Raw genomic sequence first — 21,850 nt, 5'->3', positions numbered from 1 at the left:
GGCTAATCCTCCTTTAGTACATATTCTTCAATAGCCCAAGCCACTGCATCCTCATCATTGGTCATAGGTGTCACCACATTGGCTGCTTCTTTGACGATGGCTACTGCATTCTGCATGGCCACTCCCAGACCAGCCCACTCAATCATAGACAGATCGTTGGCTTCATCACCACAAGCCATGACCTGGCTTCTCTCATTGCCTAAATGGGCAATCAGTTTCTCCAGACCGTTGGCCTTATGGACATTTTTAGGGGACCACTCCAGCAGCATTTCTCTAGATTTGAAAATCTCATAACGCTCAAATAATTCTGGAGAGATTTGCTCAATGGCCGCATCCAGTGGTTCTTGAGCATAAGCGGTGACACATTTATTATAAGTCTGCTGGCTGGATAAGTCGCTGAAATCAATAGACTCAAAAGTTAGAGCAGGATTGAACTGAGCATAAAGCGAATCTTGATCGGACTGAATTTGATAGACAAGTCCTTCGCAGATAGCATCAAGAGGGATATGGAGCTTGTCTGTCTCCTCGTAAATCCGCGCTACATCATCATAAGAAAAGACCGTTTTATCGAGGATTTCTCCAGTGTTGCGCTGAACAAGACCACCATTAAAAGTAATGGTGTACTCATCCTCTCGACCGTCTGTTCCCAGCTCATGGAGGAAAAAGTCCATGGCTTTAAGGGGGCGGCCAGTAGTCAGAACTACCTTAACTCCCTTGGCCTGAGCTGCTTTTAAAGCTGCTAAATTGCGCTCAGAAATCTTCTTGTCTGAATTCAGAAGAGTTCCATCCAAGTCCAGAGCAATCAGTTTTATATCTGCCATTATAATCCCTCCATGTAAGTGATAACCGACTGAGCATCATGGTGACCGATGACTTCCTTGGCGACTTCTAAAATCTCAGGGCGAGCATTTTCAGTCGCAATCGGATAGCCAGCCACCTGCATCATGTGCAAATCGTTGAGATTATCGCCAAAAACCATAACCTGAGAAAGATCTATGTCAAGCTTCTTGGCCAGCTCAACAATGGCAACCCCCTTATCCACATAATCCAGAACGATGTCAATGGACTTATAGCCAGTTGTCATAGCCTTGACTCCATCGATATTCTCATTGACCCAAGCTTCACCAGCTGCGACTTGGTCCTCAGCAAAATTGGTCGTAAACTTGAAAATATCATCGTCAATATCAGCCAAGCTAGCCACTTTTTGAATATTTTCATTATAATGAGCACTGAAAGAAAGGTAGGTCGGATCCACCGTCTCCAAGACATAGCAAGCGCGTTTGCCTGTCAAAAGCAGCTCGTTGACATTGACATAGGGAGATTCCTGCAGCTTATCAAAAACCTTGAGATAAAAGTCCCGTGGCATGGTTGCTTCATAAAGGTCCTCGCCGTGAAATTCCACTAAACTGCCGTTTTCAGCAATAAAAATAATCTCATTGCGCACTTCCTCAAACAGCTTTTCCAGCGACAAGAAGCCGCGCCCGCTAGCTACAGCAAAATACATGCCTTTTTCTTTGAAGCGAGCCAAAACTTGCTTGAGGCGGTCCATATCAAACTGACCTTTACTGTCCAAAAAGGTGCCATCCATATCTGTTGCTACTAATTTTATAGTCATTTTACATACTTTCTAAATCTTTTAACTTGACCGAGACAATCTTGGAAACCCCAGATTCCTGCATGGTAACTCCGTAAATAGAGTCTGCAGCTGACATGGTTCCCTTACGATGAGTGACCACGATGAACTGGCTGTCCTTGTCAAAGCGATTGAGGTAATCTCCAAAGCGTTTAACATTGGCTTCGTCCAGCGCTGCTTCCACCTCGTCCAAGATGACAAAAGGAATGGTCTTAACGCGGATGATAGAGAAGAGCAGAGCCAAAGCTGACAAGGCCTTCTCGCCACCGCTCATCAGATTAAGCGACTGGATCTTCTTGCCAGGTGGCTGCACAGAGATTTCTACACCTGCAGTCAGCAAGTCACCCTCCGTCAATATCAGGTCTGCCGAACCACCGCCAAACATCTGGCGGAAAGTCACCTTGAAGCTTTCACGGATGGCTTCAAAAGTTGATTTAAAGCGTTCCTTGACTTCGTCATTCATCTCTTCAATCGTCTCTAAGAGCAGATTTTTGGCTGATAGAACATCGTCTCGTTGCTCGTTGAGGAAGTTCAGACGGTTGCTGACTTCTTCATACTGCTCGACTGCTTCCAGATTGACCGGACCTAAAGCTCGAATGGCTTTTTCCAGATCCTTCACCTGACTTTCAGCTGCTGGCAAACTTTCTAACGGACGAGCTTGGCTGCTTGCTTCTTCGAAGCTCATCTGATAGTCATCTGTCAGATTGCTTGCCAGACGGCGCATGACATCCATGAGCTTATCTTTTTCCGCCTCTGCTTTAGCCTGTCGACGAATCAATTCTTCATTTTGATGGCGAGCTTGCTCCAAACGACTGGCAATATCGTCAGACTGACCTTCTAGATCTTCAAGCTCAAATTTCAGACGAATCAGTCTTTGATCCAGCTCAATCTTTTCTTGCTTGGCGGTCTCTAATTGCTCTTCCAGAATCGTAATATCCACCTTCTGCAGGCTGGACTGTTCCTTTTGCTCCATCAAAAGCTCCAAGGTCGCCTGCTCTTTTGCAAGGCCGGCTTTTTCCTCGGACAGACGCTCCAAGTCATTCTTTTCAAAGCGTTGGTTGGAGGTCAACTCTGTTCGCTGGAGCTTGAGTTCAGCTAGACGAGAGGAAAGCTTTTCAAAACGAGCCTGAACTGCATCTTTGTTTGACTTAACTTGCTCTATTTCTGCAGTGATATCCGTTTTTTCTTGCTCAATTTCGGTCAAGCGGGTCTGCAGTCGGTCTTTCTCTTCTGAAATATCCAAAGCAGATTGACCAGCCAACTCTTGCTCCAGTAGATTTTTCAGACTTGTGAGTTCTTCTACACGCTTGGCCAACTGTTCATAGGCTAGATTAGCCTTTTGCTCAGCTAAGCGAGCTTGCTCACCGTCTGTCTTGATTTGTTCCAATACCTGCTTAGCCTGACTTAGCTGGTTTTGCAGGATTTGCACTGCTTCTTCCTGTTCTTTCAAGCTGACATTTTTCTGCTTAATCTCCTCAAGCAAAGCATCTAGCTCCGGCTTGATAAAGATGGTATTGTTATTGCGGTTGGCACCACCAGCATAAGATCCGCCAGTCCGAAACTCTGTTCCATCCAAAGTCACCATGCGAACTTGATAGCGCACTTGGCGAGCTGCTGCTCTGGCATGCTCCACTGTATCAAAAATAGCAGTCGTTCCCAGCAGATTTTGAAAAATGCTGTCTAACGATGGCTCATAGCTGACTAGAGAAGAAGCCAGCCCCAGAAAACCAGCACTTTTTTCAATCGTAGCACGGTTATGGTCAGGCAGCTGACGCGGCTTGATGGTTGTTAAAGGCAGGAAGGTTGCCCGACCAGCCCGATTTTTCTTCAGAAATTCGATAGCTCGAGTCGCAGCCGCCTCATCTTCCACGATGATATTCTGACTGCTGGCTCCCAAGGCAATTTCCAGCGCTGTCTGATAGTGGGGGTCAAAGCTGAGTTTTTCGCTGACAGCTCCAACAATACCGCCCAGGCGGTCAGCTTCCTGCAGCACACTCTTAACTCCAGCATAGAAATTGCTGTGATTTTTGAGAATGGCTTCCAAGCTATTTGAACGCGCCTGCTTGTTTTTGAGGTCGTCCAAAAGCTCAAACATCTTAGTCTGCTGATGTTTATAATCAGCCTCCAGCTTCTCTACCAACTGAACCTGACTCTGGTAGTCAGCCAGTAGATTCTTGAGGCCTTGGCGAGCAATTTCCAACTCCTCCAAACCAGCCTGCTCCTGAGTCTGACTAGCCTCCAAATCAGCCTGCAGCTTAGCATAGTCTGCTTTCTTGCTCTCAGCCAATTTAAGCTCGCTAGCCAGCTGGCTCTCCAGAGAAGTCAAGTCATTAGAAAGATTTGCCTCTTCCTGCATGAGCTTAACATACTGCTCACGCAGATGCTCAATCAGCTGATCTGGATCATCTGAAAAGTCTGCTAATTCTGCTTCCAAAGCAGCGATGGACTGCTCATTGTCACTCAGTTTGGCAGCTATTTGGCTCAATTCAGCCTGCTTGGCTTCCAGCTTGCTTTCTATCTGAGCCAGTTTTTCTGACAGAGTGGCCAAACGCTCTTCATTTTCCCGGCGGCTCGTCGCTGCCTGGCTGGACTCTAGCTTAGAGAGGTCAATCTGGCGCTCCAAATCACTGATTAAGCGGGTCAATTCCAGCAAACTAGCTTGATCATCAGACAAAGTTTGATTGAGCTCATGGCGCTTGGCCTTCAAGGTTTGATTTTCAACTTCCAGCTCATCGCGCTTGCTGTAGTAGGCTGCTAGCTCCTGCTGGATATTCGTTAAATCTTCTTCAGCCTTGGTCAACTTTTCCTTGTTAGTTGTCAGCTGAGCTACCAAAACATCCAAGTAAAGCTCTCGGCGCTGGCCATCCAGACTCAAGAAGCGCTTAGCAGTTTCAGCTTGCTTCTCCAAGGGCTTTACCTGGCTCTCCAGCTCGTAGATAATGTCTTCCAGACGGTCCAGATTATCCTGGGTCTGACTAAGCTTGCTTTCCGTTTCTTTGCGGCGTGTCTTATACTTAAGCACTCCAGCAGCTTCCTCAAAAATTGCCCGGCGTTCCTCTGGCTTGCTGTTAAAGATTTCTTCGACTTTCCCTTGGGAAATGATGGAGAAGGAATCTCGTCCCAGCCCTGTATCCATGAAAAGATCATGGACATCGCGCAGACGGACTTTTTTGCCGTCAATCTTATACTCACTGTCACCGCTGCGGTAAATGTGGCGCTCCACCCGAATCTCATTGGCAGCATCCTTGATAAATTGGTCACTGTTGTCCAGAACCACTATCACTGATGCATAATTAAGTGGCTTGCGGGTTTCTGTTCCCGCAAAAATCACATCGGGCATCTTGCCGCCCCGCAGACTTTTCACACTGGACTCTCCCAAGGCCCAGCGCAGGCTCTCCGTAATATTGGACTTGCCGGAACCATTTGGCCCAACAACCGCTGTCACTCCCTGATCAAAGACAACTTTAGTCTTATCAGCAAATGACTTGAAGCCCTGAATTTCAATTTCCTTTAAAAACATGAAGAACTTTCCTTTTCAAATGCGTTTTTAGCAGCTTCCTGCTCGGCCAGCTTTTTAGAACGCCCCTGGCCTTGACCGGACTTGCGGCCATTGATGAGAACAGCCACCTCGAAATTTTTGGAATGAGCCGGCCCTGTTTCAGAGACGACCTGATAGGCAATTTCCACATCACCATTAATCTGCAGCAACTCCTGCAGCTTGGTCTTATAGTCCGTCACCCGCTCAAAATCTCCCGCTTCCACCTTGGGAATCATGACTTGATAGAGAAAGCTTTTGACTGCTTCCACACCTTTATCCAAGAGCAAGGCGCCTAAAAAGGCCTCGAACAAATCACCTAAAATCGTATCACGATTCCGGCCGCCAGACTTCTCCTCACCGCGTCCCAGCTTGATAAAATGATCAAACTGACAATCACGGGCAAAGCCTGCCAAGCTCTCTTCCCGAACAATCATGGAACGTAGCTTAGATAGATCACCTTCTGGTCTCTTAGGATACTTGTTATAAAGATACTCCGAAATAATCAGTTGTAGAACAGCGTCTCCTAAAAATTCCAAGCGTTCATTGTGTGAAATTTTTAAGAGGCGGTGCTCATTGGCATAGCTCGTATGGGTAAAAGCCGTTTCCAACAAGGTCTCATCAGAGAAAACCAAGTCAAACTGCTCCAGCAATGCTTTTTTCAAATTTTCCATTACTATTTTAGATCATGCTGACTTCAGTCAAATAAGCAGCATGATTCCTTTTCCTTTCCAAAGATATACAGTCTCTATTATAACAAAAAACAGGCGCAAACGCACCTGCTGACAGCGATTTCTATTCCTTATCCGGAATTACTTTAAACAAATAATAAGTGATAAAAACGGTCAGACCCAACAGTCCAATCTTAACCCAAATAATAGGCGCTAGCAAAATGGAAATCCCCATCAAGAAATAGATGGAAACGATAATCTTTTTCTTACGCTCCTTGGAAATCGTTCCCGTCTCTCGAAAATCTGCCACATAGGTCTGATACATCTTTGTATGATAGAGCCAATTCTCAAAGCGCTTGGAACTGCGCGAAAAACAGGCAATGGACAAGAGAAGAAATGGTGTTGTTGGCAGGAGAGGCAAAAAAATCCCCAAAACTCCCAACCCTAAAGATAAGAGACCTATCACAAAGTAAATTGGTCGCATACAAGCTCCTTTACAAAATAAAACCGTTGCTTTTTAAATATATAATGGATACCGCACTAGAGCAAGAAAACCAAATTTTTTAGTTCGATTTTTAAATATTCGTCAAAGGTGTCGCGGTATCAGGCGAGGTATCATAGACCTGGAAATCGTGGCCGACTGCCATATCGGCTTGAGCCAGTTGATTGACCATGGTCATATGAGCCAATTCCTTGATATTATTTTCCTTACTGAGATGCCCTAGATAGATCCGTTTGGTGCGATTGCCTAGAGTCCGAATCATGGTCTCTGCTCCATCTTCATTGGACAAGTGACCCATATCAGACAGAATCCGCTGCTTGAGACTCCATGGGTAGGCACCGCTGCGGAGAATTTCAATATCATGGTTGCTCTCAATCAGGTAAGCATCGGCATTTTCGATAATTCCAGCCATCCGGTCACTGACATAGCCCGTATCCGTCAGCATGACAAAGCTTTTGTCATCCTTCATAAAGCGGTAAAATTGTGGACAGGCTGCGTCATGACTAACACCAAAGCTCTCCACATCCAAGTCTCCAAAGGTCTTGGTCTTGCCCAATTCAAAGATATGCTTTTGACTAGCATCCAGCTTGCCCAGGTCCTTTTCCATAGCCTTCCAAGTGGCCTCATTAGCATAAATATCTAAATTATACTTGCGAGCCAATACACCAACACCATGAATGTGGTCCTTGTGCTCATGGGTCACTAAAATGGCATCCAAATCCTCAGGCTTGCGCCCAATTTCGCCCAGCAAGCTAGTGATTTTCTTGCCTGATAAGCCAGCGTCAACCAGAATCCGCTTTTGGTCTGTTTCCAGATAGAAACAGTTACCGCTTGATCCTGACGCCAGAATACTGTATTGAAATCCTTTAGTCATGTTTACTTTCTATATATCTTCATTATCCCAGTCGTCATCCCGGACGCCATCATTCTCATAAGGCAAGACAATGGTAAAGGTCGAGCCCACACCATACTCACTCTTAGCCCAGATAAAGCCCTGATGCTGTTTGATAATTTCCTTGGCAATAGCCAGTCCCAGACCCGTTCCGCCTTGGGCACGGCTGCGTGCCTTGTCCACTCGATAAAAGCGGTCAAAAATCTTAGGCAGGTCCTGCTTGGGAATTCCCAGACCTTCATCCGCAATCGAGAGAATCAACTGCTCATCTGTTGTCTTGATGGAAACAGTAATGGTTCCACCATCCGGCGAATACTTGATGGCATTGTTCATGATATTATCAATGACCTGGGTCAACTTATCTGTATCAATCTCCACCCAAATCGGTGTTATAGGATAATCACGGATAATCTCATATTTCTTGGTTTCGTCTTGATTTTTTATCTTGTCAAAGCGATTGAGGATAAAGGTGATAAAGGCTGTGAAATTCGTCAGCTCTACTTCCAAATGACTGGTCTCATTGTCAATACGGGATAGACTGAGCAAGTCCGTCACCATCCGCATCATGCGGTTGGTTTCATTGAGGGATACCTTGACAAAGTCCGGTGCTACTGGCTCAGACAGGGCCCCCTCATCCAGGGCTTCCAGATAGGACTTGACACTGGTCAGCGGAGTCCGCAGCTCATGGCTGACATTGGAAACAAAGAGGCGACGTTCCCGCTCTTCCTTGTCTTGTTCTGTCGTATCATGCAAGACAGCTACCAAACCAGAAATGAAGCCCGACTCCCGCCTTACCAAGGCAAAGCGAACCCGCAAGCTCAAGTACTCACCATTTTCATCCTGAGAGTCAATCGTCAGCTCAGGAACATTGGTAATCAGGTCCCGCAAATCATACTCGTCTGAAATCGAAAGCAGATCCAAAATACTCATATTTTGGACCTCGTCTCTCTTAACTCCCAACTGCTTGGTTGCCATATCGTTGATAGTGATAATCTGCCCCCGACGGTTGGTCGCAAGCACGCCATCTGTCATATAGGACAGGATACTGGAAAGGCGTTTTGTTTCTTGCTCAAGGTTTTCATGTGTCAGTCGAATGACCTCTGAAAGATCATTGATACTGTTGGTCATATCTGTGATTTCCGGACTTCCCTGCATGTCCAGCACTTCAGAATAGTCACCTGCAATCAAATCTTTAACCTTTTGATTAAGCTGTACAAGCTTTTGGTTATCACGGCGATTTTCCAATAAAAGCAGGGCAACAACTACAATGAAACCGATAATAATGATAGCAAAGACAAAATCCGCAGAAACCACAAATTGTTTAATTGCTTCAATCATTATTTCTCATATAGTAGCCAACTCCGCGGCGAGTCAAGATATACTCAGGCCGGCTTGGCGTATCTTCAATCTTTTCACGCAGGCGGCGGATAGTCACATCCACTGTACGGACATCACCAAAATAGTCATAACCCCATACTGTTTCCAGCAAGTGCTCACGTGTCATCACCTGACCGATATGTGTTGCCAAATGGTGAAGCAACTCAAACTCGCGGTGGGTCAGCTCCAACTCCTTGCCATGCTTCTTAGCTACAAAAGCATCTGGCAAAATCTGCAGTTCCCCAATGGTCAGCTCGTTCGGGCCACTTTCTTCTACTTGGTTTTCCACAACAAGGTCTGCCCGACGAAGAAGTGCCTTGACACGCGCCTGCAGCTCACGATTTGAGAAAGGCTTAGTCACATAGTCATCTGCACCGATTTCAAGGCCAATAACCTTGTCAAACTCACTGTCCTTAGCAGATAATACAATAATCGGCACATTACTGGTCTTGCGAATAGTCCGAGCAACTTCCAGTCCATCCACTTCTGGCAGCATCAAGTCCAGAATCAAGATGTCTGGCTGTTCTGCTTCAAACATTTCCAAGGCTTCCTTGCCATCAAAGGCAGTCAAAACCTCATAGCCTTCCTTGGCCATATTAAACTTAATAATATCTGAGATTGGTTTCTCATCATCTACAACTAATATTTTCTTCATATGTTCACCTTAACATAAGATTGGGATTCAATCAACTCCATGATAGAAAAGTTGTGACATAGTCAGCTAAGTCGTCCTGCATCAACACGTGCAAAAGGCAATCTAGTTTGCCTAGCTAGACTCCCAATCCAATTTTATTTATTTATATAGTCTTATTATACCAAAGTTTTCTTAAAAAACACTAATTCAAGCCATTTTTATTCCACATTTGTAGAAAATGGACGATTCTCATCTAAAAAATTTTTCTCTGAACGAAAATAGTCATTTTTATTCAATTTGACAGTTTATTTATTCTATGGTAAAATCTATGTCATATTATCTAACACAAAGGAGAAAGATATGGCTTTAGTTGAATTTAAAAATGTCGAAAAGTATTACGGAGACTACCATGCTCTGCGCAATATCAATCTCAGTTTTGAAAAAGGTCAAGTAGTTGTACTGCTGGGACCATCCGGCTCTGGAAAATCTACTCTTATCCGTACAATCAACGCTTTAGAAGACATTGATCAGGGAAGCTTGATCGTCAATGGCCACGAGGTCGCGAACACTGCTGCCAAAGATTTGGTCAACTTACGCAAAGAAGTCGGAATGGTCTTTCAACATTTTAATCTTTACCCCCACAAAACGGTGTTAGAAAATGTTACCTTGGCGCCTATTAAAGTCCTAGGAATGGATAAACAAGAAGCTAACAAAATCGCTCAAAAATATCTAGAATTCGTCAACATGTGGGACAAGAAAGACTCTTACCCAGGCATGCTATCTGGAGGACAAAAGCAAAGGATTGCCATTGCCCGCGGTTTAGCCATGCATCCTGAGCTCCTGCTCTTTGATGAACCGACTTCTGCCCTGGACCCTGAAACAATCGGGGATGTTCTGGCTGTTATGCAAAAACTAGCCAAAGACGGCATGAACATGATTGTGGTCACACACGAAATGGGCTTTGCCCGTGAGGTAGCTGACCGTATTATCTTCATGGCAGACGGTGAGGTGCTGGTGGATACTACTGATGTTGATGCTTTCTTTGACAATCCTACCGAACCTCGCGCTAAGCAGTTTCTCAGTAAAATTATCAACCATGAGAGTGATAACGTGCTTTCTTAAAAAGGAGAAGATCTATGAAACTAAAGAAAATACTCATCAGCCTACTCCTACTCCTTCTGACTCTAGGCTTGATTCACGCTGCTCCTGCACAAGCCGATTCCAGTACCAGCCAACAGGTCAAGGCTATCCAGAAACGCGGAGTCCTCAATGTCGGTGTCAAGCAGGATGTACCTAACTTTGGTTACCTCAATCCTGATAGCAATACATATAGCGGTTTAGAAATTGATATTGCAAAAAAAGATTGCCAAGGAACTAGGCGTCAAAATCAACTACGTCCCAGTTACCGCACAAACCCGCGGACCCCTTCTGGACAACGGACAAGTTGACATGGTAATTGCGACCTTTACCATCACAGATGAGCGTAAGGAAATCTATAATTTTACAACCCCTTACTACACAGATGCTTCTGGTTTCCTAGTTAATAAATCCAGCAAAATTACAGACATCAAGGACTTGAATAACAAGACTATCGGCGTTGTCCAAGGTTCTATTACTCAAACCTTGCTGGAAGAAATCGCCCAAGAGAAAAAACTCAACTTCAAATATGTGGAGTTAGGCTCCTACCCTGAACTTGCTGTTTCCTTGCGGGCTCACCGTATTGATGCCATTTCTGTTGACAAGTCTATCCTAACCGGCTATGTAAGCTCCAAATCAAGCATTCTGGATTACAGCTTCAAAAAAGCCGATTACGGTGTGGTAACAAAAAAATCCAATACTCAATTGAATGACTATGTAGATGGCCTAATCTCTAAATGGAAGGAAAACGGTAGTCTGCAGAAACTTTATAACAAATATGGTTTAAAACCATCTGCTTCAACAGATGATTAGAAAGGAGACCCCATGAGTTTTAGTATTTCTTCTTGGCAGGCCTACTTTGCAGACTTTGGCAAGTTTTTCCAAGGATTCCTCTTTACCTTAGCCATTTCTATCGGTGCCCTGGCCTTGGCTCTTCTACTAGGGATTTTCTTCGGAGCTATCAGCACAGGTAAGCATAAAGTTCTACGTGGTCTAGCTCGTGTTTTTGTTGAGTTTTATCAGAATACACCACTCTTAGTGCAATTTGTGATTGTCTTTTACGGTCTTCCGCTAGTCAGCAATTATACCATCATGCCCTCAATCTATTGGACTGCGGTGCTCTGTGTGGGACTGTATCACGGTGCTTATATCGCCGAAGTCATCCGCTCAGGTATCCAGTCCATTCCTCGTGGGCAGACCGAAGCCGCACTATCTCAAGGCTTTACCTATATAGAAACCATGCGATACATCATCCTGCCCCAAGCTTTTCGGATTATCTTGCCACCGCTAATCAATCAGGTCGTCAATCTGATAAAAAACACTTCTACCGTCGCTATTATCTCTGGTATGGATCTGATGTTTGTGACCAAGTCTTGGTCTGCTCTGAACTCCAACTACATCCCAGCCTTTGCCGGAGCAGCTCTACTCTACTTCCTCCTTTGCTTCCCAATCGCTAGCTGGGGACGTAAGGTAGAGGAAGCCAATAAACAAGCTTACAGCATCTAAGGAGGTCTCTATGGAAAATATTTTAAAAGTCTTAACCGCAAACAACCTCCTCTTTATCCTTAAGGGGCTCTGGCTGACTCTGCAAATTTCTTTCATTTCCATTGTCCTATCAACGATTTTTGGAACTATTCTAGCAGTCATGAGAAACGGAAAAAATAAACTGCTCAAGCTAATTGCCAGCATTTATATCGAATTTGTCCGTAATGTACCCAATCTGCTCTGGATTTTCACCATCTTTTTAGTCTTTCAGATTAAGTCAACGCCAGCCGGTATCATCAGCTTCACTGTCTTTACTTCTGCTGCTTTGGCAGAAATTATCCGGGGCGGCCTCAATGCCATTGATCCTGGTCAGACTGAAGCTGGATTATCTCAAGGATTTACTCAGTTTCAGATTTTGCGTTATATCATCCTACCTCAGGCTATTCGAAAAATGCTGCCAGCCATCATTTCTCAGTTTGTAACAGTAATAAAGGATACCAGCCTGCTCTATTCTGTTATTGCGCTCCAAGAACTCTTTGGTTCTGCTCAAATTCTAATGGGACGCTATTTTGAAGCTGAACAGGTCTTCGCACTCTACCTACTAGTAGCAGCCATCTATTTCTTAATTAACTTCGCCATTTCCAGCTTCTCGCGCAAGCTATCCCAACGCTGGGCTCAAGCTGCAGAATAGATAGCTCAAATATAAAACTACTGTGCAAAAGTTGAGTTTACCAACTCAGCTTTTTTATTTTTAATATTTGTGGTAGAATAATATCAAAGGATAGACAAGGAGAACGATATGAAAAAACTAACATGGCTTTTTATCACTGTCTTAACACTAATCTTTCTCAGCGCCTGCGGTCAGCACGCTAGCTTCCAGGGAAAATGGAAGGCTCAGAAAGCAAACGGAGAGGACATTGACATTGTCTTCAATGACAAGACAGGCAAGCTAGGTGATAAAGAATTTCACTATAAAATAGATAAGTCAGGCTATCAAGATAATACTAAATATTATAGTATCACTGTCAGCGACACCTATCACTACACCATCCTTTTCCCAGATGATGATATGAAAATAGCTACTCTTCTAGAACCTGACGACCCGTCTAGTGACCCTCTCTATGGGGAAATGCTCTATGCCATGAATCGAAATGAGTATCCTGATTTTGATGATTATGTGGATAAATACTTGAATTAAGATCAAATTTGCTAACATAATTAGTAAAGAAATTTTTACTTACAGATAGAAAATTAAACCCGAGCTAATTGCTCGGGTTTAATCGTTATCCAATGGATTCTACTTTTCAACGCGTGATTTGTTGGCAATGTCTGCTAGGATTTGCTCTACAAATTCGTCTACTGGTATTGTATGTGTTTCTTTTTGACCATAGCGGCGGACATTAACAGTACCATCTTCTACTTCTTTGTCACCAACGATTAGCTGATAAGGAATCTTGCTAGTTTGTGAAGCACGAATCTTGTACTGCATTTTTTCATTGCGCTCATCCACATCAGCACGGACACCCTTGTCACGCAGCTTCTTAGCCACTTGCCAAGCATAGTCAATATGGGCTTCGTTAGAAACAGGAATCAAAGTCACTTGATGCGGAGCCAGCCAAGTCGGGAAGGCACCCTTGTAATTTTCAATCAAGATGGCTGTGAAGCGCTCCATGGTTGAGATAACTCCACGGTGAATCATAACTGGGCGATGCTCTTCACCGTCAGCTCCGACATACTTGAGGTCAAAACGCTCTGGCAAAAGGAAGTCCAGCTGGATAGTTGACAGAGTTTCTTCATTTCCTAGGGCAGTTCTAACCTGGATATCCAATTTCGGACCGTAGAAGGCTGCTTCTCCTTCTGCTTCAAAGTAATCCACACCCATTTCGTCCAAGGCTGCTCGCAGCATGGTTTGGGCATTTTCCCACATCTCATCGTTATCAAAATACTTATGCGTATCCTGAGGGTCACGAAGAGACAGACGGAAACGATATTCTGTCAAGTTGAAGTCAGCGTAAACGTCGATAATCAACTGCAGCGCACGCTGGAATTCTTCCTGAATCTGCTCTGGCGTTACAAAGAGGTGGCCATCGTTCAAGGACATTTCACGGACCCGCTGCAAACCAGTCAGAGCTCCAGATTTTTCATAACGGTGCATCATGCCAATCTCAGCGATACGGATTGGCAGCTCGCGGTAAGAGTGAACATGGTGTTTGTAGACTTGGATGTGGTGAGGGCAGTTCATGGGACGAAGAACAAACTCTTCTCCATCACCCATATCCATGGTTGGGAACATATCCTCTTGGTAGTGCTCCCAGTGGTCAGAAGTCTTATAGAGCTCCACAGAAGCCAAAGGCGGAGTGTAGACGTGTTGGTAGCCTGAAGCCAACTCTTTGTCAACGATGTAGCGCTCCAACTCGCGACGGACAGTCGCACCGTTTGGCAGCCAGAATGGCAAACCTTGACCCACTTCTTGAGAAATCATGAAGAGATCCAGCTCTTTACCTAACTTACGGTGATCGCGTTCTTTAGCTTCTTCCCGCATTTGCAGATATTTCTTCAGGTCTTTCTTGTCAAACCAAGCAGTACCATAGACCCGCTGCATCATAGCATTGTCGCTGTTCCCGCGCCAATATGCTCCTGCCACGTTCAAGAGGTGGAAGATTTGAATCCGACCTGTAGATGGAACGTGAGGCCCACGGCAGAGATCCACATATTCACCCTGACGGTAGATGGTCAAACCGCCCTCATCTTCTGAGTGCTCTTCAATCAATTCCAACTTGTATGGATCGTTTTTGAAAATTTCACGCGCCTCATCCTTGGTCACTTCTTCACGGATGGATGGGAAGTTTTCTTTGACGATTTTCTTCATTTCTTCTTCGATACGAGGCAGATCTTCGTTAGAGATTTGACCAGCTTGATTGTCCGTATCGTAGTAGAAACCATCCTGAATGGCAGGACCAACACCCAAGTGAATATCTGGGAAGAGGCGACGAGCTGCTTGGGCAAAGAGGTGAGCCGCAGAGTGACGCAAGATATCCAAAGCGTCCTCATGGTCAGGTGTCACAATCTCAATGCTGCCATCTTCAGTGATGGCACGAGTCGTATCAATCAATTTGCCGTTAAATTTCCCAGCCAAAGCTTTTTTAGCTAGGGAATTGCTGATAGATTGAGCAATTTCAAAAGTTGTAACGCCAGATTCAAATTCGCGCACAGCGCCATCTGGGAAAGTAATCTTAATCATGTGTTTTCTCCTTTAATATCTATTCTATTTATATTGGACAATTTAAAGATTCGAGCAATCTCTTCCGCAGTCTGCTTTTCTGATTGGCGACCATCTGTCATGAGACTAGAATAACCTAATTTCATCGCTTCCTTACGAACCATTTGAGCAAAAAGAATGTCTCGCTGCATCCAGTTTTCAAAAGCTTGCTCAGGATTGGTTGTTCCCTCTAAGACATAAGGAACCCATTCTCTCTGTCTATAATGCTTTTTCTGAAAATCAGCTGTCGGAGTCAAGCATAGATAAGAGGGCACTGGGCATTCAAGCTCCTTTACCAAGTGAGGCAAAAGTCCTGCCCCCTCCACCAAGAGAGGTCTATCTTGATTTTTTATCAAGTAAGATTTTACATAAGGAAAAATCTCTTCATAAAAGCGCCATTCTTCATCTGCCATCTCTTCTGGATTTCTCATCCAGATTTGTTCCGGATTTCTGTCCTGTCTAAGGAGACAAATCGGCTGTGAGTCTGCACTTGCTTGACTCATCATCTCGTCTACCAAATCATCCAGTTTGATATGAAGCAGCTGATACTGTCTAGCAAGAAGTGAAGCAATTGTTGACTTCCCACTACAAGGCGATCCGCCAATCATATAAAGCACCATTCTCCCTCCTTCTGACAAAAGAAAAACGACATCCAAAAAGGACGTCGCAACGTGGTTCCACCTTCATTTATGTAAGTCAAAAGACTCACACCTCGAATCGGCTCTAACGTAGCCACCGTTTTATGTTTGCATAAAAGCTAATAGAGTAGTCCCAACTGCATCCTCTACGCGATTTCCAGCTCCACGCGCTCTCTAAAAGATTTCCTGCAGGTGATTTGTCTCTAGAAAACATTATAGCACGATTGGAGAAATTTGCAAGAGCTATTGACCATCAAAACCAGAAAAATGATTTAGAGTCTCTTGACTCAAGATAGCTGCTTGACGTTTTTTACGGTGTTGCTCTGCCAAAAGCATTCCTCCCAAAGAAAGGAATAACAAGACATGAATATCCCTAGCATTGTAAAGCGTTGAAGTGATTGGATTATAAATCTCGTCTCCTGAGTAAAATAGTCCGTTAAAAAAGTTTTTGAATAGGTAATAATAATGAACCCCTGGAATCAAAAGGAGAAAAGGCAGTGAAAAGCCTTGCATCCGAGTATTTATATAAGCAATCCCTGCACCAACCAAGGGTAGCAGTAGAAGATAATACAAAATATTAAGGTTTGAAAGCCAGTTCAAAACACTTTCTACACTTTCTGTATTGTCTATAAGATATCTCCAAAGCTCTTGCCAGATCCAATCTGAAGCAATGAAAATGCCATAGAACAAAAGTAGCCAAGGCAACTGTTTGAGATATTTTTTCATAAGATTTCTCCTCTATTTCTAAACAAAACCTTGCATAAATAGCTATTGCCACAATGATACAAGGCATGTTTCTATTCTAATAACTTAGTAATATTCCTGATTTTTTTCACTTGCTTACTCGAAGCTTTGAGGATACGAACGGATCCATTGATTGGTAGAGAAATGACTTTTCCAGGCAGATAGGCCACTGTCTTGGCCAGACGCTTGGCAGCACTTTCCTCTGGGCTGAGCTCGTTATGGAAGTCCTTGGAAATAGTCAAATCCAGATAAAACTCATAAACCCTGCGACCAAAGTTCTCCGCTGAAATCTCGTAGAGCTTGTCTACTAACTTCTGCTCATCCATGTCAGGCGTCGCAATAATCGCCTCTAAAATAGCGCCTGATAAATCCCGCTCTTGGTAATAAAGGGTCCCAAAAATCTTGTCACTGATAACATTATCCAGATAAGGATTGCCATGGGCAATAATCGGTGTGCCGCTGGCTAAGCTTTCCAGATAAGTCAGACCTTGGGTCTCACTGGTTGAGGCAGATATAAAGAAATCCGCAGCTTTATAGTAAAGAGCCGTATCACTTGGAGCAATCATCCCTGTAAAGATGACAGCTTCTTCAATCTGAAGCTTGGCAACCAGTTCTTTCAAGTCTTCCGCATAGGGACCGTCGCCGACAATGACTAGCTTAACTTTGTCATTTTCTTCAAGGACGGCAGGCATCGCCTCAACTATAGCCTGGATATTCTTTTCATAAGAAATACGGGACAGACTGAGCAGCATAATCTCATCTTCAGCCAGTCCTAGCTTGAAACGGAGCTTCTTGATATCTTCACGCGAAATTTCCGGCCGCTCAAACTTCGCTAACTCAATCCCTGTCGGAATCACCCGTTTTTCTGCTTCGATTTTATAATTAACCAAAAGGTCATATACAATCTCGCTAGGGCAGATAACCCCATCCAAGTCACTCATAAAGCCACGGACGATATACTTGACCATGCTAGGACGGATGACCATCCCCTTGGCAATATAATGAACATAATCCTCGTACTGGGTATGATAGGTATGTACTACCGGAATCCGCAGCTCTTTGGCGATCCAAATCCCCAGTAGCCCTAGTGAAAACTCAGTCTGGGTATGGATAATATCCAGCTGGTACTGGCGGGCAATTTCTAAGGCATGAGAAAATCCTCGGTAAGCCACTCTTCGGTCCTTAAAGGCAAAGAAAGGTACGCTGGGAATCCGAATAATCTGCCAATCTTCATAGCGATTGACATCCTTGTCCGTCGTCGTAAAAATAAATACCGTGTGACCTAATTTTTCCAGCTCCGTCTTCAAAGTCCGAATACTGGTAGCAACCCCAGAGACCTGAGGAAAATAGGTATCTGTAAAAAGACCAATACGCATCTTACATCTCCAAAACTGTTTGATAAGCCTCAACTAACTGACCTGAGACATCGTCAATGGACCGGCTTTTAGCCACCTGATAGCCTGCTTCACGCTTATCCACCTTTTTATCCAAGATGTTTCTCAGAGACTGGACAAACTCGTCTACGTTATGACAGAGCTCGGCTGAACGCTCATCCACCCAGCCCTGATAGACTGGAATATCACGCAGCACAACATTCTGCTCACTGGCCAAAGCTTCCAGGACAACAATTCCTTCAGTTTCCTCATAGGACGGGAAAAAGAAAGCATCCGCTCCAGACATGGCTCCCTGAAATACTGCTCCCTTAAAATAGCCGGGAAATTCAACATTATCAGGATGGTCAAAGAGAACCAGCCGGCGAATCTTGCGCGGAATCAGCCAGAGATTGATAGAGCCCAGCCAGATAAAGCGCACATCTGGCATCCTGCGGGCAACCTCTACAAAATCCTCAATCCCCTTGCGGCGGAAATAAAGTCCAGCACAGACGACCACCTTCTGCCCTTCTTCAATCTTAAAATACTTTTTAAAAACTTCTTCCTTGCGAGCATCTTTCTTATACTTAGGCAGGTCAATGCCGTTTGACACAGCCACCATGGGTGTAGTGACCCCATAGGACTGGATCAGCTGCTTGGAATACTCCGACGGCGTGATAATGAAATCCGCCTTTTTATACATGTGAGTTAGGTATTTGCCAAAGAGCGGGGCAAAGAGATTGGATCCAATAAAGGAATTTTCAAAGTCTTCCTTGGTCGAATGACCATGCATAATCACTTTTTTATTGCCCCTCTTGGCAGCATGCAGGAGAAGCAAGCTACGAGGACCATAGGTATTGATGTGGACCACATCATAATCTCCTAAAACATCCGTCGTATAAGGAATCCCAGCCAAATCCAAGGCATGCATCTGATGCTGGAGGGCTCGGCCGATTCCTGATTTCTCCAAAACGGACTTTCCTTCAAGATACAGTAATACTTTCATACTTCCTATTATACCTAAAATAAAATAAAAAGGAAATCCACAAGGGCAAATGAGGTAAAAAATCCATCCAAAGCCTGATAGGCTTAGAAAACTGCTCTAACTGAACGGAAGCACAAAAAAGCTGAGGTACTACACCTCAGCCTCGCTTCATAATAATGAAACTCTCTTAAAGCAGTCATTGACTTAGTCTCTTCGCTCGCTTTTCAAGCTCAGAGAAATTCCTAATCAGACTTGCAAATCACCGATTATTTCCGAGTTGATTTACGCTCGCTAATGCTGTGAGCTAGGAGAACTTCGCGTTCTTCCAATTCTTCCTTATGCATAATCTTAGTCAGCATGCGCATACTGATAGCACCGATGTCATAGAGGGGCTGACCGATTGTGGAAAGGTTAGGACGAGTGAAACGAGCTACTTGCGAATCATCACTGGTAATGATTTCAAAATCTTCTGGAACCTTGATGCCTTGATCAGACAGACCATTTAAGAGGCCTGCTGCCAGTTCATCTCCTGTGACAAAAGCTGCAGTTGCTTTGGAAGCAATGACACGCTCTGCCAAGTGGTAGCCATCATCATAAGAATATTTTGATTCAAAAACCAAGCCTTCGCTGTATGAAAGTTTCTTGTTCTTCAAGCCATCTTTATAGCCTGATAGACGGATTTTCCCGTTGATATCATCTACAAGCGGTCCGCTGACAAAGGCAATTTTCTTATTGCGCTTAGCCAGTAATTCTACAGCATCAACCGTTGCTTGCTTGTAGTCAATATTGACGCTCGGAAGCTGATGCTCCACATCGACAGTACCCGCCAAAACGACCGGTGTGCGTGAACGTGAAAACTCTGAGCGAATTTTCTCCGTCAGATGATAGCCCATGAAAATAATGCCATCCACCTGTTTAGAAAAGAGGGTATTGACAACGGAGACTTCCTTATCATCGTCCTCATCACTGTTAGCCAAGACAATATTGTATTTATACATTTCAGCAATATCATCAATCCCTTTTGCCAAGGTTGAGAAATAGCTATTGGTAATATTTGGAATGACAACGCCGACGGTTGTAGTCTTCTTGCTGGCTAGTCCTCGTGCCACTGCATTTGGACGATAGTCAAGACGATCAATGACCTCTAAAACTTTTTTACGTGTGTTTTCTTTGACGTTCTTGTTTCCATTCACTACCCGACTGACTGTCGCCATCGAAACTCCCGCTTCACGGGCGACATCATAAATGGTTACTGTGTCGTCTGTGTTCATATAGTTTCCTTTCTTCTATTGAAAATATCGTTTTCACTTTCCTACATTCACCATTTTATCACTTCTTGTAAACACTTTCAAGTATTTTGATAAGTTTTTGAAAAGTCTTGCTTTTTTTGACATTTTTTGCCAAAATAGAGGCATAGAAAGAAGGTTGTGACCATGACAAAAATTCAACAAATCACCCACTATCTCGAGAATGAGAAGCTAGATGCTGCTGTCCTGTCTGATCCAGTCACTATCAATTATCTGACTGGTTTCTACAGCGACCCGCATGAGCGGCAAATGTTTTTGTTTGTCTATCCTGACCATGAGCCCCTGCTCTTCGTACCAGCTCTAGAGGTTGAGCGTGCTTCAGGTTCTGTTCCCTTTTCAGTCCTTGGCTATATGGACTCCGAAAATCCTTGGCAGAAGATTAAAGCTGCCCTGCCAACTCACTCCTTCAAGGCTGTCGCTCTTGAGTTTGATAACTTGATTTTGACCAAATATCATGGATTGAAAACTGTCTTTGATAGCGCAGAATTTACCAACCTGACTCCTTACGTCAACCGCTTGCGCCTGATTAAGTCTGCCGATGAAATCCAGAAAATGCTGGTAGCTGGCCAATATGCTGACAAGGCTGTTAATATCGGTTTTGACAATATCTCACTGGACAATACAGAAACAGATATCATCGCTCAGATTGACTTTGCCATCAAGCGAGAAGGTTATGAGATGAGCTTTGAAACCATGGTGCTGACGGGAAATAATGCAGCTAATCCGCACGGCATTCCCGGTGCCAATAAAGTCGAAAATAACGCCCTCCTGCTCTTTGACCTTGGCTGCATGGTTAATGGCTATGCCAGCGATATGACACGGACCGTTGCTGTTGGCCAGCCTGACCAGTTCAAAAAGGATATCTACCATCTTACATTGGAAGCCCAGCAAGCTGCTCTTGACTTTATCAAGCCAGGTGTCACAGCTCATGAAGTAGATCGCGCTGCTCGGCAAGTCATCGAAAAAGCGGGCTATGGTGAGTATTTCAACCACCGTCTTGGCCACGGCATCGGTATGGATGTTCACGAATTCCCATCCATTATGGAAGGCAACGACATGATCATCGAAGAAGGCATGTGCTTCTCTGTTGAGCCTGGCATCTACATCCCTGGCAAGGTTGGTGTCCGCATCGAAGACTGCGGCCATGTCACTAAGAATGGTTTTGAACTCTTCACCGAAACTAGCAAGGACTTGCTGTATTTTGAATAGAATTTTATAAGCCTATATTATGTCTTGAATGATTATTGGGCTTGGAAAAAGCCATCTACCCATTTTAGCTATCATTGTTGGAGGCTTTCAGGCATCACTTTTTTGATTAATGAGAAAACTAAATCCCGTGACCGCTTCTCACTCTTCTTTAGCCCAAATAGGTTTTGAACATTGTTATAGCGCTCTTAGTCCTTACGCATTTATAATTTCAAAAAACGATAGAAAAGTTTCTGTCGTTTTTTCTTGTTTCCTAGTAATTATACTAAGTCATTTAGATTCACCTGTTTTTCCTCCAATGATATCGTCTGTCAGAGACATTCCGAATAACTCAATTACTCCGCTCTAGCCAGTTCTTACACCAGAAACATATTTTCATCACTGAAAAGATAAAAAATTTTTTACCAATAGAAAGCGTCATTAAACCTTACCATATCAGAGGTTTTATCCCATCTTGCCCTTCTGATTTAAAAAT

The 21,850-nt window shown here is 44.1% G+C and carries 19 protein-coding genes and 1 pseudogene; 6 read left to right on the top strand and 14 right to left on the bottom strand.

Features of this window, described 5'->3' with window-relative positions:
- Positions 1 to 2: 2 nt before the first annotated feature.
- The 8 genes from RG608_RS03680 to yycF form a co-directional block, all read right to left on the bottom strand.
- On the bottom strand, positions 3 to 821 hold the full coding sequence (locus RG608_RS03680; protein WP_268687406.1) for a Cof-type HAD-IIB family hydrolase: 819 nt from the start codon (positions 819 to 821) through the stop codon (positions 3 to 5).
- Positions 821 to 1,615 carry a Cof-type HAD-IIB family hydrolase gene (locus RG608_RS03675; protein ID WP_268687407.1) on the bottom strand — a complete coding sequence of 265 codons (795 nt, stop codon included), beginning with the start codon at positions 1,613 to 1,615 and terminating at the stop codon, positions 821 to 823. The genes RG608_RS03680 and RG608_RS03675 overlap by 1 nt, the downstream gene beginning before the upstream one ends.
- A 1-nt stretch (position 1,616) precedes the next feature.
- The gene (gene smc, locus RG608_RS03670) at positions 1,617 to 5,153 is read right to left on the bottom strand and encodes a chromosome segregation protein SMC (protein ID WP_308946552.1); all 3,537 of its coding nucleotides are present in this window, start codon (positions 5,151 to 5,153) and stop codon (positions 1,617 to 1,619) included.
- Positions 5,144 to 5,842, bottom strand: a complete 699-nt coding sequence (gene rnc / locus RG608_RS03665) for a ribonuclease III (protein WP_268687409.1) — start codon at positions 5,840 to 5,842, stop codon at positions 5,144 to 5,146. Before rnc ends, smc begins: the two co-directional genes overlap by 10 nt.
- Before the next feature lie 121 nt (positions 5,843 to 5,963).
- A complete protein-coding gene (locus RG608_RS03660) occupies positions 5,964 to 6,323 on the bottom strand; it encodes a YbaN family protein (RefSeq protein WP_268687410.1) in 360 nt (119 codons plus the stop codon).
- 91 nt (positions 6,324 to 6,414) lie between these two features.
- Complete coding sequence (locus RG608_RS03655; protein ID WP_268687411.1) at positions 6,415 to 7,215, bottom strand: MBL fold metallo-hydrolase; 801 nt, start codon at positions 7,213 to 7,215, stop codon at positions 6,415 to 6,417.
- Between the two features lie 9 nt (positions 7,216 to 7,224).
- The gene (vicK, locus tag RG608_RS03650; RefSeq protein ID WP_223322442.1) at positions 7,225 to 8,571 is read right to left on the bottom strand and encodes a cell wall metabolism sensor histidine kinase VicK; all 1,347 of its coding nucleotides are present in this window, start codon (positions 8,569 to 8,571) and stop codon (positions 7,225 to 7,227) included.
- Positions 8,564 to 9,265 carry a response regulator YycF gene (gene yycF / locus RG608_RS03645; protein WP_002894937.1) on the bottom strand — a complete coding sequence of 234 codons (702 nt, stop codon included), beginning with the start codon at positions 9,263 to 9,265 and terminating at the stop codon, positions 8,564 to 8,566. Before yycF ends, vicK begins: the two co-directional genes overlap by 8 nt.
- Before the next feature lie 339 nt (positions 9,266 to 9,604).
- Here yycF and RG608_RS03640 point away from each other — a divergent pair, with 339 nt between their 5' ends.
- From RG608_RS03640 to RG608_RS03620, 5 genes and pseudogenes are all read left to right on the top strand, one after another.
- Complete coding sequence (locus tag RG608_RS03640; RefSeq protein WP_032906625.1) at positions 9,605 to 10,366, top strand: amino acid ABC transporter ATP-binding protein; 762 nt, start codon at positions 9,605 to 9,607, stop codon at positions 10,364 to 10,366.
- Between the two features lie 14 nt (positions 10,367 to 10,380).
- Positions 10,381 to 11,194, top strand: a pseudogene (locus tag RG608_RS03635) (transporter substrate-binding domain-containing protein).
- Positions 11,195 to 11,206: 12 nt separating this feature from the next.
- Complete coding sequence (locus RG608_RS03630) at positions 11,207 to 11,887, top strand: amino acid ABC transporter permease (RefSeq protein WP_268687414.1); 681 nt, start codon at positions 11,207 to 11,209, stop codon at positions 11,885 to 11,887.
- 10 nt (positions 11,888 to 11,897) lie between these two features.
- A complete protein-coding gene (locus RG608_RS03625) occupies positions 11,898 to 12,557 on the top strand; it encodes an amino acid ABC transporter permease (RefSeq protein ID WP_002912899.1) in 660 nt (219 codons plus the stop codon).
- Between the two features lie 108 nt (positions 12,558 to 12,665).
- Positions 12,666 to 13,064 (top strand): hypothetical protein, encoded by a 399-nt coding sequence (locus RG608_RS03620; RefSeq protein WP_125338476.1) that lies wholly within the window; start codon positions 12,666 to 12,668, stop codon positions 13,062 to 13,064.
- Between the two features lie 99 nt (positions 13,065 to 13,163).
- Here RG608_RS03620 and thrS read toward each other — a convergent pair whose 3' ends face one another.
- From thrS to ccpA, 6 genes are all read right to left on the bottom strand, one after another.
- The gene (gene thrS, locus RG608_RS03615; RefSeq protein WP_308946551.1) at positions 13,164 to 15,107 is read right to left on the bottom strand and encodes a threonine--tRNA ligase; all 1,944 of its coding nucleotides are present in this window, start codon (positions 15,105 to 15,107) and stop codon (positions 13,164 to 13,166) included.
- Positions 15,104 to 15,745 (bottom strand): AAA family ATPase, encoded by a 642-nt coding sequence (locus tag RG608_RS03610; protein WP_197715329.1) that lies wholly within the window; start codon positions 15,743 to 15,745, stop codon positions 15,104 to 15,106. The genes thrS and RG608_RS03610 overlap by 4 nt, the downstream gene beginning before the upstream one ends.
- Positions 15,746 to 16,006: 261 nt before the next feature.
- A complete protein-coding gene (locus RG608_RS03605) occupies positions 16,007 to 16,489 on the bottom strand; it encodes a hypothetical protein (protein WP_268687416.1) in 483 nt (160 codons plus the stop codon).
- 71 nt (positions 16,490 to 16,560) lie between these two features.
- On the bottom strand, positions 16,561 to 17,883 hold the full coding sequence (locus RG608_RS03600; protein WP_268687417.1) for a glycosyltransferase family 4 protein: 1,323 nt from the start codon (positions 17,881 to 17,883) through the stop codon (positions 16,561 to 16,563).
- 1 nt (position 17,884) lies between these two features.
- The gene (locus RG608_RS03595; RefSeq protein ID WP_268687418.1) at positions 17,885 to 18,883 is read right to left on the bottom strand and encodes a glycosyltransferase family 4 protein; all 999 of its coding nucleotides are present in this window, start codon (positions 18,881 to 18,883) and stop codon (positions 17,885 to 17,887) included.
- A gap of 245 nt (positions 18,884 to 19,128) precedes the next feature.
- Positions 19,129 to 20,133 carry a catabolite control protein A gene (gene ccpA, locus RG608_RS03590; RefSeq protein ID WP_002894913.1) on the bottom strand — a complete coding sequence of 335 codons (1,005 nt, stop codon included), beginning with the start codon at positions 20,131 to 20,133 and terminating at the stop codon, positions 19,129 to 19,131.
- Positions 20,134 to 20,295: 162 nt separating this feature from the next.
- On the opposite strand from ccpA, the gene RG608_RS03585 reads away from it, so the two are divergent.
- The gene (locus RG608_RS03585; protein WP_268687419.1) at positions 20,296 to 21,378 is read left to right on the top strand and encodes a Xaa-Pro peptidase family protein; all 1,083 of its coding nucleotides are present in this window, start codon (positions 20,296 to 20,298) and stop codon (positions 21,376 to 21,378) included.
- The last annotated feature ends 472 nt before the right edge of the window (positions 21,379 to 21,850 follow it).

Source organism: Streptococcus sp. IsoGale022 (assembly GCF_031142805.1).
Taxonomy (GTDB): domain Bacteria; phylum Bacillota; class Bacilli; order Lactobacillales; family Streptococcaceae; genus Streptococcus; species Streptococcus sanguinis_A.
This window is presented reverse-complemented; position numbering and strand designations above follow the sequence as displayed.